We start from the raw sequence: 17,205 nt of genomic DNA, 5'->3' as shown, positions 1-17,205 counted from the left end.
ACGTTTGCCTTGCTCACAGGATTTGTTGAGCGAATCAGATTTTTTCATTCATTGACCCAAACAAGACAGCATTATGAGTAAAGATTTTCGTATTGAAAAAGACAGCATGGGTGAACTGCAAGTGCCTGCCGATGCATTATGGGCCGCACAAACCCAGCGCGCCGTACAAAATTTTCCAATCAGTGGTTTGCACATGCCTCGCAGTTTTATTCGCGCCATCGGATTAGTCAAATATTCTGCTGCAGTAGCCAATCATGAGCTGGGATTACTGGATGCGCAACAGGCCGAGATCATTCGAAGTGTAGCCAAGCGGGTTAGCAATGGCGATTACGATGCTCATTTTCCGATTGATGTATTTCAAACCGGCTCTGGCACCAGTACCAATATGAACAGCAATGAGGTAATCGCAAATCTGGCCTCGCAAGAATCGGGTCTGAATATTCATCCCAATGACCATGTCAATATGGGGCAAAGCAGTAACGACGTAATTCCAACCACCATTCATGTTAGTGCAGCACTCGCCACCCGTGAACAACTTATCCCGGCCCTGGGACATTTACATAGAGTCTTAACCGCCAAAGCCAATGAAATGGCCACAGTGACCAAAACCGGTCGTACGCATTTAATGGACGCCATGCCTGTCACCATCGGCCAGGAACTGGATGGCTGGGCGGCACAGATCGATTCAGGTATCGAACGTTTGCAAGACAGTTTGGAAAGGGTTCAAAAACTCGCCCAGGGCGGTACCGCCGTAGGAACCGGGGTCAATGCACATCCGGAGTTCGGCAAAAAGTTTGCCCAGGCTCTCAGTCACGAAACTGCTGTCGATTTTACGCCGAATGAGAATTATTTCGAGAGCATCGGAACACAAGACGCTGCGGTCGAACTGTCCGGACAGCTCAAAGTAATTGCGGTAAGTTTGATGAAGATTGCCAATGACCTGCGTTGGATGAATTCCGGACCCCTGGCGGGTTTGGGTGAGATTGCTTTACAAGCCTTGCAACCCGGTAGTTCGATCATGCCTGGTAAAGTGAATCCGGTTATTCCCGAAGCGGTCTGCATGGTCTGTGCCCAGGTGATCGGCAATGACTCGACCATTACCGTCGCAGGGCAGTCTGGAAATTTTCAACTAAATGTAATGCTGCCGGTTATTGCCTATAACTTGCTGCAAAGTATCGAGATCCTGGCCAATGCAAGTCGTTTACTCGCGGATAATTCGATTGCAACATTTAGCGTAATTCAAAAGAATCTGGATGAGGCCTTGTCACGTAACCCGATACTGGTAACCGCTTTGAATGCTGTGATTGGCTATGATCTTGGTGCCGCAATTGCGAAACAAGCCTATAAGGAAGGTCGTCCGGTCTTGGATGTGGCCCTGGAGAATACCGATCTGAACAAAGAAGAATTACAGCGTTTACTTGATCCTTATGCCTTAACCAAGGGTGGTATACAAAAACGCTGATGTCAATAATTACTTTAAATAAAACTGATAAGTAATTGAATAATATAAATATAATTAATTTAATCGAACAGAATACTTTGGCTGAACCAGGCCAGAACATTGTTGATTTTCATTCCTGGCCAGATTTTGGGGAACGCATTCAGCACTTTGCCTGCGAACTAGACAGAATGCGTTCGGCCTCGGTACTGATCCCGATAATGACCTCCGGAAAAGAACCCTATGTGCTGCTCACCGAGCGTTCCCGGCACATGACCAATCACCCGGGTCAGATCAGTTTTCCTGGAGGCGCACGAGACGGGCTCGAGACTATTTTGGACACGGCCTTACGCGAAGCGGAGGAAGAGATTGGTTTACCTCGCGCCCAAGTTCGCCCCCTGGGTTATCTTGCACAATATCCGACAATCACTAATTTTCGTGTTAATCCTGTGGTTGCGGAAGTAATAGGTAACTTTGAACCCAAATTGCAAACCGAAGAAGTGGTATCACTTATTCGAGTTCCCTTAGCTTATTTAATGGATAAACAAAACCATCATTTAAAGGAAATCCAATTTCGTGGCGATACTGTCAAGATTATTGAGATCAATTACCAAGGCAACCGCATATGGGGCGCTACTGCCGGAATTATTTTGCATTTGTACGAAACCCTGTTTCTGGATAATTAGACATGGCGACCGGCATCAAACGTTTACTCGACATTATGCAAGCCTTGCGCGATCCGGATACCGGTTGTCCCTGGGATGTACAACAGGATTTTTCCAGTATCGCGCCGTACACTATTGAAGAAGCCTACGAAGTTGCAGATGCAATTCAACGTGGAAACACTCAGGATTTAAAAGAAGAGCTCGGCGATCTGTTGTTACAAGTTGTTTTTCACAGTCAAATAGCGAGTGAGCAAGAGCTGTTTAATTTCTCTGATGTTGTGGATACGATCAGTGAAAAAATGCTTCGTCGACATCCACATGTATTCGCCGACGAGCAAATTAGTAACGCCGAAGATCAAACTCGTCGCTGGGAGGAGCACAAAGCCACGGAGCGTGCAGCAAAACAAAACACATCAGCGTCTGTTTTGGCCAGTGTGCCGATAAATTTCCCGGGATTATTACGCGCCCAAAAGCTTAGTAAAAAAGCCGCATCAGTCGGTTTTGACTGGCCGGATATTGAGTCTGTCTTTGGCAAGGTACAAGAGGAGATCCTTGAGTTAACCCAGGCGATAAACCACAAAGACCAAAGCGCGATCAGTGAAGAGATAGGCGATTTGCTGTTTGCCATAAGCAATATTGCCCGTAAGCAGGATGTTGATGCAGAATCCGCATTGCAAGATGCAAGCCACAAGTTTACTCGGCGTTTTCGCTTCATTGAAACTAAATTACACAAGCAAGGCAGGACAGTGGAAGATGCCAGTCTTCAGGAAATGGAAGAACTCTGGCAGCAAGCAAAAAGAATTAACCCTATATGAACACTAAATATCGTATACTAAACAATAACTTACTTTGATTCCGGGCTTAGGATGAGGCCAAAAAGCTTTTGCGCCTATGAGTTATCACTTACAACAAAAAATACCATACCTGAACCTGGATCGTGACAGCGGTCTACCAAGTGGTCAGGTACACAAACTGGCCATATCGTCTGACAATGGTGTGTGGATGGCAACGCCTGCCGGTTTATCTCACTATGACGGTCAAACTGTACATACGCTTACCCAAAAACACGGCCTGGGCACGCATGGTTTGCGCGCGACCTATATTGTAGGTGACGATGAAATATTGGTTGGCACCGACATTGGACTGGATAAGCGTTCTGCACAGGAAGAATTATTCACGCCGGTTTTTGATCCTGAAAGCTGGGCGCATGGATTTATCGAGTGTTTGCTAAAAAATGATGACGCTAGTTATTGGCTTGGCACACCAAGTGGATTATTTCACTATAAGCCTCACAAAACATTGGCAAAGGCCACCACTCGACAACATTTAAGCGGCTTTGTCCAGGAATTGCAACGCGACAGTAAAGGCGATATCTGGGTTCTGGGCAAACCATTTGGGTTGATCAAACTCGATGCGGAAAGCGAGCAAAACAGCCAACTCGCGAATACCTACAATTTAAGCGGACTGGAAACTTTTATTATTGACCCTAATTTGGAAAATCACTTATTGGTTGGAGGTTCATTTGGAATTAGCTCAATTGATGTTGCCAAAAACCTGGTCACTGAGGTTTTTCCAATTCAGGATAACCAGATCGTAACCAGTATTCATTGTCACCGCGAAGAGATCTGGATTGGAACAACCGATGGTTTGTTTCTCGGGTATGTGAATTATGGCGATGACCCGTATTCCGGTTTTTCCCCCAAGCGCGTGCTTGAGCACATAAAGATCAGTGACATCGAAAGCGATGGTCTTGGAAATGTATGGGTGGCCAGCCAAAAAAATGGTGCTTATAAATACAGCTTGATGCGTGATTTTTGTGTGGAGATGGAATTTCCGGATATGGAATCGGTTTTTTCCATTCGCAGTAACAATCAAAAATCCATTACCGAAAGTGAATTTTTACTCGCAACAATGTCTGGCGTGTATACGTTTGATTTCACACAAGGGATTCAGGAGTTTGAGCCACTAAAGAATTTTAAAAAGCACGTCTGGGATGTTTTTATCAATATTGATAACCAGATATGGCTGGCCTCACAAGAAGGCCTGTTTGTCTACGATAAATTGCAGCGTATACGGCGTGTTGGTCGTGATCATCCTGTCTGCCAGGCACCTGCACGCTGTTTACTGCCCGGGGAAGATGGCAATGTTTTTGTTGGCACCCAAAGCGGTTTGGTCAATATCAGTAGCAATGGCATTCTTGACGAGCTTAAAGACAGTAGTTATGCCAGTATTGGGTATGTCTATTCTCTGGAACAGGCTCAAAACGGCTACTTCTATGTTGGGACTATCGGGAATGGAGCCTGGTATGGCAGCGTGCTAGGCGTGCAACGTCTGGTCTCCGAGTATATTGGCAATCTTGACAGTGTGTATTCTATTTGTGCCCATGCCAATGGCAGTTTGGCCATTCTTTGTAACGACAAGGTTATATTTAAAGCACCAGATGGAAAAGAACGGGTACTGCTTAAAACCGAGCACTCCATTGCAGGCTGGACGGTTAAATGGGACACCTACGAAAGAATTTTGGTTGGTAGCTCCTTTGGCTTGTATGAGCTAAACACTGTTGATGGTTCCGTGCTACGTCACATTAAATCATTACCCGGTGGCTCATTGTGGGAGTTTAATTTTAGTGAAGGTTTGTACAATGTTGATAACGATGTATTGCTATGTGGCTTACGCAATAATTTCACTATTGTACATTCTAAAAAATTACGTTCCCTTAAACTCAGACCGCAGCTTCAGTTAATGAATTATCGCTGGAACAATGCGCGAGATATGTTGATCGATGAGCACCACGTCAAAGAAGGAAAATGGGTTTTGCAATTTAATTTGTGCTCGAACTGGGCAGTAGACGAACAAAACCTGCAATTTCGCTACCGCCTTGTGGGCTTTGATGAAAAATGGTCTGATCTGCAGAGTATTGTACCAATTCACTACAACTCTCTGCCTAGTGGAAATTATGCTTTGCATGTCCAGGCATATTCTCCGATATTTGGTTGGGGTACCGATACGGAGTTGTTTGAGTTTAAAGTCAGTCCGAACAACCCGTATTCGGCGGCCCTGAATACAATTCTACGCCCAATTTTTACTCTTAGCCAAAGTGTAAAATCTGTGTGGCGAAATTTACGTTTACAAGAGTTTGAAAAAAATCTTGATGCTCTGGTACAAAGTAAAGTTACAGAAGTGCAACAAAGTAATTACGAATTGGTACGTGAAAAAGAAGAATTGGAAAAGCGCACCAATATTGACAGTCTGACCGGCGTGGCAAATCGTCGTGCTTTTGATGATTATCTGGAAAGCACACTGCAACAAGCCATTCGTCATAAACTAGAGTTATCCCTGGTCTTACTGGATATCGATTTTTTCAAAAGCTATAACGACACCTACGGCCATATTGCCGGAGACGAAACCCTGCAACGTGTCAGTAGTATTGCCCAGGCGGTTATGCGGCGTTCAGGCGATCTGCTTGCACGCTACGGTGGTGAGGAATTTGCCGTGGTTTTACCACTTGCTGATTCTGCGAGTGCCCAGTCTTTGGCTAAACGCATTTTACAAGCGATCTGGAATGCAAAAATTGAGAACAAAGGGCAAAATGCCTACGACCGGCTTACTGCCAGTATGGGCTTGGTGAGTGTTAATTTTGCTGAATCCCTGCCCATGGAAACCCGGGATTTGATAAGAGCAGCTGATAAAAACCTGTATGCCGCTAAATCTCAAGGTAAAAACCGCCAGGTTGCAACAGAAATAACTATTTAAAACAGTCATTTATCGGTATTTCACGCACATTTGATTCAGACTCCGTTCAGTCCCGCAGACATAGAATATGCACACTGAATAGCTAAATTGGTTTTCCAGACAATAGTCTGGTTTAAAACTGGAGAATGATAATGAATACTAAGTTTGCAAAAATATTGGCCCTGGTAGTGTCAGGTGCATTGTTTACTAGCCCGGCGTGGGCGGGTCATGAAATGCCTGAATATACAAGCGGTAGTCAATCTCAAACTCGTTATGTCTACGCTGACGTCACGCATGTCGAGCCGATCAAACGCTATGTTACAGTCTCCACACCAGAGCGTGTTTGTGAAGATGTCGCCTATCGTCATCGACAAGATCAACGCCATCAGACTGCCGAAGGCACAATCGCCGGAGGATTAATTGGTGGCCTGATCGGACGTCAATTTGGTGGTGGCAAAGGTCGCGATGCGGCAACCGTTGCCGGGGTCTTGATCGGCTCAGCCATTGGACACGATAAAGAAGCGGATAAAAGGTCTCGTGATCGTGATTATGATAATGAGGTTTACACCCGCGAAGAATGTCATACCCGTTATTCCAAACAACGTGAAGAGCGCATTGAAGGATATACCGTAAGCTATCTTTTTCAGGGCGAAGAGTACGTAACGCGTACGCGCTATGCGCCGGGTGACAAGATTCGAATTGCTCTAAGCATTCGTCCAGCGCCGGAGAATGATTCTGACTATTCTGAGCAGGGTGCGGATCGCTACAGAGGTAGCCGCGATGACGATCAGGATTATGGCGAATATGCAGAATACGATTACGACGATTAATGGAATCCCCCGATTTCTGACATAAGTTAATCAATTAATCCATCAAACCAGTACAATTAAACTATGCAATACACAAATTCAATATCCAAACACAAATCAGCACTGGTCGCGCTGCTGGGTATTTTAGTGTGTCTTGCTTCATTCAATATCGAGGCTGGACCTGTGCAGATCGAGTACTACGCCGCTGCAACCGAAAAGTCCGAACCGGAAAGCAAACCGGCAGTACGTCGACCTGCAAGTAAGCCAGCGGTACGCAAACCGGCAAAAAGGCCAGTCAACAAGCGTAAAACCGACAATCGTCGCACTGAAAGTCGCGACAAAGTAAAATCCCCTGCGGCTAACAATAATCGCTCACGCAGTGTTCGTAAACCCGATACACGACGCAATCAATCTGACTCCAATCGCAATACGAATAAATCCCGTAATTCAGATTCTCGTAATTCTCGTTCAAATAACGATCGCAATTCATCTGATTTAAGAAATAACTTATTCGAACGCCCGGCGGAGCGTACCTATGAGTCGCGTCCGCTTATTCGAGTAAATCTGGACCAGGCCGTTAGCAATGTTCGTCGTAATACCGATGGAAAAGTTATCAAGGCTTACACCCGCAATGTCAATGGCAGACCAGTGCACTATGTGCGTGTACTATCTGACAAGAATCGTGTACGAACCTACAGGATCGACGCGGTAAACGGGCGTTTGTTATAAATACTGAACTTCAAGTTCGGAAAGGAAATTTTCTATGCGCATGTTAATAATTGAAGATGACCAGGCTTTAAATGAGTCTTTATGTACGCATTTTAAAGATAATGGCTTTGTTATCGATAAGGCATTTGACGGGCGAGAAGGACTTTATCTCGGTCAGGAATTTAATGCCGATGTGGGCATTATTGATCTGGGGTTACCGGAAATTAATGGTATTGACGTGATCAAACAATTACGCACCGATGGCAAACGATTTCCTATATTGATTCTAACCGCCAGGGATTCCTGGCAAGACAAGGTCAATGGCCTGCAAGCCGGAGCAGACGACTACGTCACCAAGCCCTTTCATCTGGAAGAGGTGGAAGCGCGTGTCAATGCTTTGATCCGCCGGGCTGGAGGCTGGGCGCAACCCGTCTTGCAATGTGGCCCAGTCTCCCTGGACACTCGTACCGAAACGGTCAAAGTTGATAATGCGGTTATGGACCTCACATCGTACGAATATCAGGTTTTGCATTACATGATGGTAAATGCCGGAAAGGTTATCTCTAAAACCGAATTGACCGAGCATTTGTATGAGCAGGATTATGAACGTGACAGTAATGTCATTGAAGTCTTCGTGGGGCGATTGCGTCGAAAACTGGACCCGGATAATACTCTTAAACCGATCGAAACAATTCGTGGACGCGGTTACCGTCTTGCCCTGGCAAGAGAAACCGATAACTCAGAAGAATAAACGGTGCGTTCACTGTCTGCACGGTTGCTGGTCTCGGTAAGTGTACTGCTGTTGATCGCACTCAGTCTCACGGCAATCATCCTTGACAGCATATTTCGCAATACCGCTATAAACTCTACTTCAGAGAGACTTAATACACATTTACTCTTGCTGATGTCGTCAGCCGATATTGATCCTGACAGTCAGTTCTCCATGCCGGAATTATTGCCAGAGGCACGTTTCATGACCCCGGGATCTGATTTGTTAGGCTTTGTGTACCGGATAGATGAATTGCTTTGGAAATCGGATTCAGCCATTGGAATTGACGGGCCAGAAGAGCTTCCAGCAAGCACACTGGATACACAGGCCTTGTCTGAAGTGGCTTATGACGCCACTGAATACTTTCAAAGTAGCATGAGTATAGAATGGGAAGTGGCTGATAATTCTTTTGAGACTTACCAGTTTATCGTGGCCGAAAGTAAGGCCCCGTTCATTGCTCAACTCAATGCTTTTCGAACCCGCTTATTCAGCTGGTTTGCGTTTTTAATTGTATGTATCGTGCTGGCTCAAGCTGCACTTATGCGAAAGATCCTGAGCCCATTACGCAAAATTGCACAAGAAGTCAAAGAGATCGATCATGGCGAACGTGAGCGTCTGAGTGATAACTATCCATCTGAGTTGCTGGGCGTGACCTCCAACACCAATGCCTTGATCCAGGCCGAGCGTTCTCGGCTTGAACGCTATCGCAATACATTGGGTAATCTTGCGCACAGTTTAAAAACACCACTTGCGGTTATTCACACCGCCACGGAAAAACAATCGGTTGACAAGGCCCAGATTCGATCCCAAGTCAGTAAAATGAATGACATTGTAGGCTATCAATTAAAAAAGGCAGCAACGGTTGGTCAAACCACCTTGGGACATGCGCCCATTAATATCTCTGCATTAACCAGTGAGATCTGTAACGCCTTGGCCAAGGTGTATTATGACAAAGGCTTAAGAATCGAACAGCACATTCCACAAGACCTGGATTTTTACGCCGACCCGGGTGATCTTTCAGAACTCCTGGGAAATTTGCTCGACAATGCCTGTAAATGGTCAAAGCAACATGTACGTATCAGCGCTGGAAAAATTCCTGCCAACACCAAGCGCAATGGCTTGTCACTGTTGATTGAAGATGATGGCAACGGCATTCCAGAATCAGTCAAAGATGACATTGTAAAACGTGGTCATCGAGCGGATGAAACCACACCTGGGCATGGCATTGGCTTATCTGTGGTAAAAGAGATAATTCAAAGCTATAGCGGCACACTGGAAATAAAACAAAGCGACATCGGCGGGGCAACATTTTATATAAAATTGAACGCTTAGATTTAATTTAACATCTCGAATACCGATTTGTGCCTTGCACAATTATGTATTTCATTCATTAATCAAATAGGCCAGTTTGCTCTCAATTTTAAATAATTGTGTTAAATACTGGCGTTAACCCTCTGTTTTTAGTACATTTGTAATCCTTGAAAAATTATACTAATCAAATTCGGGGCAATTAATGAGAATAGGTGTTGTAATTTGTTCATCGGCTGACTTACCACGTTCGTTTATCGAGGCAAATGACCTCAACATTATGCCGATCAGCCTCAAGTTCAAAGACGATGTTTTTGTGGATGATCGTGATCCTGTTGCAACCCAAGAATACTATAGACGATATCTAATTGATAAGGATATGGATGCAGAAACTGCTCCTTTTAGTGTCGAGCAGATCAAAGATTGGTTTTTGGATGAGCTGGTACTGAAATACGATCGGGTTCTGGTTTTATCCCTGATGTCCTCACGCAGTCCTATTTATGATAATGCCATGAAGGCGTCCTTTGCTATTTTACGGGGTTATCGACAAAAACGTCGCGAGGCCGGTGTGAAAGGGTCATTTTCTTTGCGCGTAATCGATACAAAATGTTTGTTCACCGCAGAAGCGGCAATTGCACATGAAGCGGTTCGCTTAATTCGTGAAGAGAAAGTGGGTTTTGATAAATTGCGACCACAGATTGAAGAATTAACCAAACACGCGCACGGCTTTTTGGTTCCGAATGATCTTTATTACTTGCGAAATGTTGCCCGTAAAAAAGGTGATAAAAGTCTGGGCTTAATGAAGTATTTGTTAGCCAAGGGCCTGGATATCAAGCCGATCATGTGTGCCCACAATGGCGAAACCTTCGCGCATGACAAAGGCAAGGGTTTTGATGAAACGGTCAGCAAATTGTTTGAGCAAACCAAAGATGCAATTGACCGGGGTTTGCGGGTGCCACTGGTCTGTATGAGCTATGCCGGTGATCCAAATGTAATTAAGGCGCGAGAAGACTATATTGATTTTGTGCAACACGCTGAAAATTACGGCATACATCACACTATGGCCGTAATGAGTACAACCGCCGGGGTGAATCTTGGTCCGGGTGCTTTTTCGTTGGGCTATATCACCCAAGACTAGGTAATCTGCCTGATTCATAATCAATGGCCACTCTGAACTCTGTGGTTTGTTTGTTTTGAAGATGAAAATGGTCAATCGCAAATCTAGTTAATGGATTCAAGATGCAAAGCAAATATCAATTAATCTTTATTGCACTTGCCTTTCTGCTTTTATGCAGTTCTGTAACCGCTCAAAATGTAAACATCGAGTCAAACAGTTCCCAACAACAAAGACCACGTGTTGCACTGGTTCTAAGCGGTGGTGGTGCACGTGGTGCAGCACATATCGGTGTTTTAAAAGCGCTGGAAGAGCATCGCATACCGGTGGATGTCATTATAGGCACAAGTATGGGCTCAATAGTTGGTGGTCTTTATGCCGCCGGGTTATCTCCCGAAGAACTTGAATACATTGTCGCCTACACCGATTGGGATGAAGCACTGCAAGGAAGTCCCAAACGTGAATTGTTGTCCTACTCACGAAAAAGTGACGATCGCGAATATTTGAGCGGTTTTGAAATGGGTTTAAAGGATGGCAGAGTCCGTTTTCCACAAGGACTCGTCAGTGGTAATAAACTCGGTTTTATGTTGCGCTCGGAAGTATTGCGTGCCTCCGATGCCAGAAGTTTTGATGAATTGGCCATTCCGTTCAGAGCCATTGCAACCAATATTGAAACCGGTGAAATGGTTGTTATGCGAGATGGTGACCTGGCCAATGCTTTGCGTGCCAGTATGGCTGTGCCCGGCGTATTTACACCGGTTGCACGCGAAGGGGCTTTACTGGTTGATGGCGGTCTGGTGGCAAATTTACCTGTCGAGATCGCACGTCAGTTTGATATTGATCATGTTATTGCGGTAGATATTGGTTCAGAAATATTGGGCCTGGATCAACTTGGCAATATTCTCGGCCTTACTGTACAAACCGTTAATGTGCTTATCCAGCAAAATATTGACCGCTCGGTCGCTGCACTTGAATCCGGAGACGTTTTATTGAAGCCACAATTGGGTGATTTTTCTTCGGCCAATTTCCAGGAAGCGAGTGACTTGATCCCGCTGGGTTATCAGGAAGCCCTGGATGTTATGTACAAGCTGGAAAAATTTCAGGTCGACGAACAGACTTATGCAAAATGGTTAAACAACCAAAGACGCAGCTTTGTGAGTATCCCGGAGGTCGATATAATTGAAATTGTCGGTAATCAACGCGTCAGCACACAACAGATCCGCTCACGGGTGAAGTTACGCAGTAGCACAATGTTGAATTTCACCCAGCTGGAAAAAGACCTCGAAGACGTATACGCCATTGATGAGTTTGAATCGGTGGATTACAAGATCGCTAACCAGGCCGATAATAAAAACACCTTGCAGATCCATGTTAAAGAAAAGCCATGGGGTCCAAACTATTTTCGCTTTGGGCTTAAAATTGAGGACGATTTTGAAGGCGGCAACCGTAACAATCTGATCGCCAATCACCGCTGGACGCAACTAAATGCCTTGGGAGGAGAGTGGAATAATGCGATATCGATTGGTTCGGATCGTTATATCGAAAGTGAGCTTTATCAGCCGATCAACTATAGCGGTACACATTTTGTTGCTCCAAAAATTGCATTTTCCGAAGAGACCATCGATTTTTTTGACAATCAAAACCGCATTGCTGAATACACTTTGCGCCGTGCCGATGCCCAAATCGATTACGGGTTTTACTTACGCCGTGATACCCAGGCACGTATTGGTGTGCATTACGACCGGATTGACGGCGAGCCACGCATCGGTGATGAAAACATTGTTCCTAAATCGAATCTGAATCAAGCCGGAGTGCATGTCAGTTTGCACCGCGACAGTCTGAACAAGCCGTATTTTCCAACCGATGGCTTCTTAGGAGAATTCAGTTACCGATCGCAAATTGAAGGCATGGGTTCTGACCTGGAATACGAGAGCGCTCTACTGGCCATGACCAAAATCTGGACTAATGGAAAAAATACTTATAACCTCGGTTTCGAAGTTGGCAGTGGCATTTCGGGAGACATCCCGTTTTATGAAGAGTTTTACCTGGGTGGATTTGGACGACTCTCGGGATTGCAGCGCCGGGAGATCCGTGGAGAAAAAATCGCCCTGGGTCGTTTTATGGTTTCACGTTCGATTAATGTTGCCATACCCGGTAATACCGGTTTTAGCATTGAAGCCGGAAATGCCTGGGCACGTGATCAGGGCTATGATCTTTCCGAGTTACGCTACTCGGGTTCCTTGTTTTGGGGTGCCAACACACCGCTGGGTGCTGTGGTCATGTCATACGGTTATGCCGACCGCGGCAGTCGTGCCTTTCATTTGATACTTGGGCAGGCATTCGAGAACTAAACGCATGTCAAAAGATATTTGCATCATTACAACGGGTGGCACCATTGATAAAGTGTATTTTGATGCCAATAGTAAATTCGAGGTCGGTACACCGGTCATTTCCCAAATCCTTGATGAAGCATTAGTAACACTCGATTACCGGGTATTGACCTTATTTCAAAAAGACAGTTTGGAAATTACCGATCAAGATCGTGCAGAGGTGCATACAGCAGTACGCAGTTGCTCCGAAAAGCGTATTTTGATCACCCATGGAACCGATACCATGACCCAAACCGGCTTGGCCCTGGGTGACATACCGGGTAAAACCATTGTCCTCACCGGGTCCTTAAGTCCGGCACGGTTTCGTTCAACCGATGCGGTATTCAACATTGGCATGGCACTGGGTGCGGTGCAATCTAAACCCGCAGGTGTGTATATTTGTATGAATGGCAAGGTTTTCGACATTGACAAAGTCGACAAAGACCTGGAAAAAATGCAATTTGTCGATAAGTGAATCTATTACAATTGTCATTCTTTTATCGCGATTAGATCATTGATCAGAGGCCTGTTATGAGAACGTTTAACTGTAAATTATGGACTATTGCTTTTGGCTTATGCTTTAGTTTGAGCGCGACAACTGGAGTACTGGCACAGCAATCGGTGACCATCACCCATACCGATCTGGGATCAGGAATTTACATGCTCAAAGGGCAGGGTGGGAATATTGGCTTGTCCGTTGGGGCAGATGGCGCGTTCATGATCGACGACCAGTTTGCGCCATTATCAAATTTGCTCAAAGCCAAAGTTAAAGAACTGGGTTCGGATTCGGTAAATTTTGTGTTCAACACGCACTGGCACGGTGATCATACCGGCGGCAATGAGAATTTCTCCAATTCCGGCAGTTTGATCGTGGCGCATAAAAATGTACGCAAGCGCTTAAGCACAGACCAGTTGATGCAAGCGTTCAATAATACGGTTAATGCCAGCCCCAAAGAAGCATTACCGGTTATTACCTTTGCTAACGAGATCAATTTTCACCTCAATGGTGAGCATATTCATGTGATGCATGTCAAGAATGCCCATACCGATGGTGATGCAATCATACATTTTAGAAATGCCAATGTTATCCATATGGGCGATACCTTTTTCCATGGAAATTATCCCTTCATCGATGTAAGTGCGGGAGGTACTTTCAAAGGTTTACTGAAAACCATCGAAAAAATTCTTGCACTGTCAGATGAGAATACCCAAATTATTCCCGGTCACGGTGCCTTGGCAAATAAAGCGGACCTGAAAAATACCAGGCGATGTTACTGGATATCCATTCGCAATTCATGGCCTTGAGAAAGCAGGGGCTTTCGGATGAAGAGATACAGGACGAAGGTATTACCATCGAATACGATGCAGAATGGGGGAACGGATTCATTAATCCGGTTAAATTCATCGAGATCATGTTGAGTGACCCGAGTTTACAAACTGCAGGGAAAACCTTGCATAAACCTGATGTAACCGATCGACACGAACATGCAGGTGGACAAAGCGCCGCAAAGCATTGAGCGACGCTGGATCAATCAAAAAAAACGGGAGCAATCGCTCCCTTTTTTTTTACACTTTATTGATCTTTATCAGGCCGCCAAGTCCTGGGCAATGAATGGTGCCAGTTTGACTTTCCATTCTTCCACCAGCTTGCTGTCATCGTGTTGCCAGGGGTGAAAGTCCTTTTGATTGAACATCCAGTACACTTTTCTTACCGCACGTATCAATCCCTCTTTGCCAAATAAATATTTACGCATGGCTTTACGTTCCTGACGCGTGGATTTATGTCCCAGTTCTTTAAGCAGGAATTTTGTGATGCCACGAACCTGCAAAGGAAACTCGATCAGAGCGAAATGGCGATAATGTTTACGCAGGGCTTTCATGTCACCCACACAATGCTTATAGACATCAAACGCAACCGATTTGTGTTCGATCTCTTCGATCGAATGCCACAGCAACAGATCCTGTAATGATTTTGGTGCGGCGTCCAGACTGTGTGGATGAGTCAGGGCAAAGTGTGCCATGGTAGCCGTAACATGTTCGGCACAAACCGTACGGGACAAACGCTGTTCCGGTGTCCAGTGCTCAATGCGGTATTTGATCATTTCGTCAATATAGCTTTCAACTTTTGACACGGCATAACCGAGACTTTCAAAAGTTTGGTTGATCTTACGATGTTGAACAGCGTGATGCGCTTCCTGAACCGCAAAGTCCTGCACTTCGGCAAGTAGCTTTTTGTCGCTTATTTTGTCTTTGAATAATAAAACGGAGTTAATGAATTCTTTTTCACCCAAAGGGAACATGGTGGACAAGCCCGTCCAAAAGGCCGAAATTGGAGCATTGTTATCAAAAAAGAAAGGGCTATTGATGTCGTCATAGTCAATGTTGACTTTACGCGGCACAATATTCAACTTCGAACCGGATCTCATATCTGATGGATTAATGGGTTTTGCGATAATTTTTGGCTGTTTTTGCACAATGCCACCTATTCATGAGTAGTTTTGTTTACAGTCTTGTAAACAGGATTCAAATTCTATATATTGAACACTATTAAGTCAAACACTTATCTAAAAGGTTTAGACATTTTGGCTAAAAAAACTCATCAAAACAGTGACTTGGCAAAAGATGCCATTCTGGATGCCACCGAAGCCATCGTGGCAGAATCGGGGCCTGCCGGTCTGCGCATCAGTGCGGTTGCCAAAAAAGCCGGTATGGCACACCCCAATATTATTTACCACTTCGGATCCCGTGCGGGTTTGATGAGTGCCTTGGCAAAACGTGTTTCCGACGCCGCGACCACACGAATCACTCAGGCGATCCGTAAAAGCCTGGATACCAAACCGGAGAATCTGGTGCAGAGTGTGAGTCATGTTCTTGACACGGCCTACCAAGGTGAACAGGGTAAACTTGCGATCTGGTTGGCCTTGAGTGGTACCGATAATTCCATTCAGGATAATATGCATCAAATTGTTGAGATGGCTCATCAATTACGTTTGCAAATTGACCCTGTCGTTAAAATTGAAAACACCAAAAAACTGGTTATGTTGGTGACAATGGCGTTGATTGGTGACGTAGTCATGGGTGAGCGTTTGCAGCAGGCCCTGGAATTCGGAGAACACGATTCTGATTACAACTTTAAAAACTGGTTGGCCAACTTATTGCTAAATATTTCGGACCAAAGCTTGAATTAATATCCGCTCACAATAACTAATAATAAAAGAAATCCAAACATGCAAAAATTTAAAAACTGCGTCGCGGTTATCACCGGTGCCGGATCAGGTATCGGTAGACAACTAGCCATACAACTCGCCGATGCCGGTGCCCATTTGGCACTCTCCGATATTGATCACGCAAGTTTGCAGCACACGCACGATCTTATTCAGAATAATGAAATTAACATTCAGCTTGCAACACTTGATGTGGCTGATCGTGAGGCGGTGTTTGCCTATGCCGAGCGCGTTGCTAACGAGTTTGGCCATGTCAATCTGCTGTTTAACAACGCTGGTGTTGCTTTGGCGTCGGGCTCATTGCTGAATACATCCATAGAAGACTTTAAATGGCTAATGGACATCAATTTTTACGGCGTTTTATATGGCTGTAAAGCTTTTTTACCAATCCTGCAGAACGCAGAGTGGGGCAACATAATAAACGTATCCAGTTTATTCGGATTACTGGCGGTTGAGAACCAGAGCGCTTATAACTCAAGCAAGTTTGCGGTACGTGGTCTGACTGAGGCTCTCCGAATTGAATTAGATGCCATGGATTCGCATGTGAGTTGTACCAGCGTGCATCCTGGTGGCATCAAAACCAATATCGCCAAGCTGGCGCGTGTCGGTGAGAATGCCACACAAGAATTGATTACTGAACGCAATAAAGCGGTAAAAGATTTTGACAAGATCGCCCAGACCACAGCTGAATCGGCAGCACAGCAGATTCTCAATGCGGTTTTGAAAAACAAAAAACGGGTATTGATCGGCCCTGATGCCAAAGTTCTGGATAAGATCCAACGCCTTTTTCCGACTCGCTACAGTAGTATTTTTAACTGGATGATCAATAAACTGAGTTGAAACTCATCAGTTGGCTACAGCGCTTTTCCATATATGCTTTCGTAATGCGTAAACGATCACAGCGGCAGCAATCGACTTGTAGAGAGCCCCAAGGAGAAAGGGTTGTACACCTGCATAAAAAGCAGCAGTAGTGTTCAGCATAAAACTTAGCCTGAACCAGCCCGCAAACAGGATCAAGGTGTGTGCGAGTAACATGACACTGATCAATTGCAGTAAATTGGCCTGACGG

At 45.1% G+C, this 17,205-nt stretch carries 17 protein-coding genes; 15 read left to right on the top strand and 2 right to left on the bottom strand.

Translation table 11 applies throughout. The features are described from left to right. The first annotated feature begins 73 nt into the window (after window positions 1–73). From HKN88_02125 to HKN88_02065, 13 genes are all read left to right on the top strand, one after another. On the top strand, window positions 74–1,462 hold the full coding sequence (locus tag HKN88_02125) for a class II fumarate hydratase (GenBank protein ID NNC96849.1): 1,389 nt from the start codon (window positions 74–76) through the stop codon (window positions 1,460–1,462). A gap of 77 nt (window positions 1,463–1,539) precedes the next feature. Continuing rightward, window positions 1,540–2,124: a CoA pyrophosphatase gene (locus HKN88_02120; GenBank protein ID NNC96848.1), complete on the top strand. Its 585-nt coding sequence runs from the start codon at window positions 1,540–1,542 to the stop codon at window positions 2,122–2,124. 2 nt (window positions 2,125–2,126) lie between these two features. Beyond that, window positions 2,127–2,918: a nucleoside triphosphate pyrophosphohydrolase gene (gene mazG / locus HKN88_02115; protein ID NNC96847.1), complete on the top strand. Its 792-nt coding sequence runs from the start codon at window positions 2,127–2,129 to the stop codon at window positions 2,916–2,918. Between the two features lie 76 nt (window positions 2,919–2,994). Further along, window positions 2,995–5,856, top strand: coding sequence for a diguanylate cyclase (locus HKN88_02110; protein NNC96846.1), 2,862 nt, complete (start codon window positions 2,995–2,997; stop codon window positions 5,854–5,856). A 131-nt stretch (window positions 5,857–5,987) separates the two neighbouring features. Further along, window positions 5,988–6,665, top strand: a complete 678-nt coding sequence (locus tag HKN88_02105) for a glycine zipper 2TM domain-containing protein (GenBank protein ID NNC96845.1) — start codon at window positions 5,988–5,990, stop codon at window positions 6,663–6,665. A gap of 63 nt (window positions 6,666–6,728) precedes the next feature. Beyond that, window positions 6,729–7,373: a hypothetical protein gene (locus HKN88_02100; GenBank protein ID NNC96844.1), complete on the top strand. Its 645-nt coding sequence runs from the start codon at window positions 6,729–6,731 to the stop codon at window positions 7,371–7,373. A gap of 34 nt (window positions 7,374–7,407) precedes the next feature. Next, window positions 7,408–8,103: a response regulator transcription factor gene (locus HKN88_02095; protein NNC96843.1), complete on the top strand. Its 696-nt coding sequence runs from the start codon at window positions 7,408–7,410 to the stop codon at window positions 8,101–8,103. Window positions 8,104–8,106: 3 nt separating this feature from the next. Further along, window positions 8,107–9,453: a GHKL domain-containing protein gene (locus HKN88_02090; protein NNC96842.1), complete on the top strand. Its 1,347-nt coding sequence runs from the start codon at window positions 8,107–8,109 to the stop codon at window positions 9,451–9,453. A gap of 181 nt (window positions 9,454–9,634) precedes the next feature. Beyond that, on the top strand, window positions 9,635–10,567 hold the full coding sequence (locus tag HKN88_02085; GenBank protein NNC96841.1) for a DegV family EDD domain-containing protein: 933 nt from the start codon (window positions 9,635–9,637) through the stop codon (window positions 10,565–10,567). Between the two features lie 101 nt (window positions 10,568–10,668). Further along, window positions 10,669–12,894 carry a BamA/TamA family outer membrane protein gene (locus HKN88_02080; GenBank protein ID NNC96840.1) on the top strand — a complete coding sequence of 742 codons (2,226 nt, stop codon included), beginning with the start codon at window positions 10,669–10,671 and terminating at the stop codon, window positions 12,892–12,894. A gap of 4 nt (window positions 12,895–12,898) precedes the next feature. Then, complete coding sequence (locus HKN88_02075; protein ID NNC96839.1) at window positions 12,899–13,387, top strand: asparaginase; 489 nt, start codon at window positions 12,899–12,901, stop codon at window positions 13,385–13,387. Window positions 13,388–13,443: 56 nt separating this feature from the next. After that, window positions 13,444–14,217 carry an MBL fold metallo-hydrolase gene (locus HKN88_02070; protein NNC96838.1) on the top strand — a complete coding sequence of 258 codons (774 nt, stop codon included), beginning with the start codon at window positions 13,444–13,446 and terminating at the stop codon, window positions 14,215–14,217. Next, entirely contained in the window at window positions 14,181–14,429 is a 249-nt protein-coding gene (locus HKN88_02065) for a hypothetical protein (protein NNC96837.1), read from the top strand. Before HKN88_02070 ends, HKN88_02065 begins: the two co-directional genes overlap by 37 nt. Before the next feature lie 69 nt (window positions 14,430–14,498). Here HKN88_02065 and HKN88_02060 read toward each other — a convergent pair whose 3' ends face one another. Further along, the gene (locus HKN88_02060; GenBank protein ID NNC96836.1) at window positions 14,499–15,386 is read right to left on the bottom strand and encodes a metal-dependent hydrolase; all 888 of its coding nucleotides are present in this window, start codon (window positions 15,384–15,386) and stop codon (window positions 14,499–14,501) included. Window positions 15,387–15,494: 108 nt separating this feature from the next. Here HKN88_02060 and HKN88_02055 point away from each other — a divergent pair, with 108 nt between their 5' ends. Next, complete coding sequence (locus HKN88_02055; GenBank protein ID NNC96835.1) at window positions 15,495–16,100, top strand: TetR/AcrR family transcriptional regulator; 606 nt, start codon at window positions 15,495–15,497, stop codon at window positions 16,098–16,100. A 39-nt stretch (window positions 16,101–16,139) separates the two neighbouring features. Next, window positions 16,140–16,976 (top strand): SDR family NAD(P)-dependent oxidoreductase, encoded by an 837-nt coding sequence (locus HKN88_02050; GenBank protein ID NNC96834.1) that lies wholly within the window; start codon window positions 16,140–16,142, stop codon window positions 16,974–16,976. A gap of 6 nt (window positions 16,977–16,982) precedes the next feature. Here the strand turns inward: HKN88_02050 and HKN88_02045 are convergent. Then, the coding region (locus tag HKN88_02045) for a hypothetical protein (GenBank protein ID NNC96833.1) at window positions 16,983–17,205 on the bottom strand (223 nt) is incomplete at its 5' end.

Source organism: Gammaproteobacteria bacterium (genome assembly GCA_013001575.1).
Classification (GTDB): domain Bacteria; phylum Pseudomonadota; class Gammaproteobacteria; order Steroidobacterales; family JABDMI01; genus JABDMI01.
This window is presented reverse-complemented; position numbering and strand designations above follow the sequence as displayed.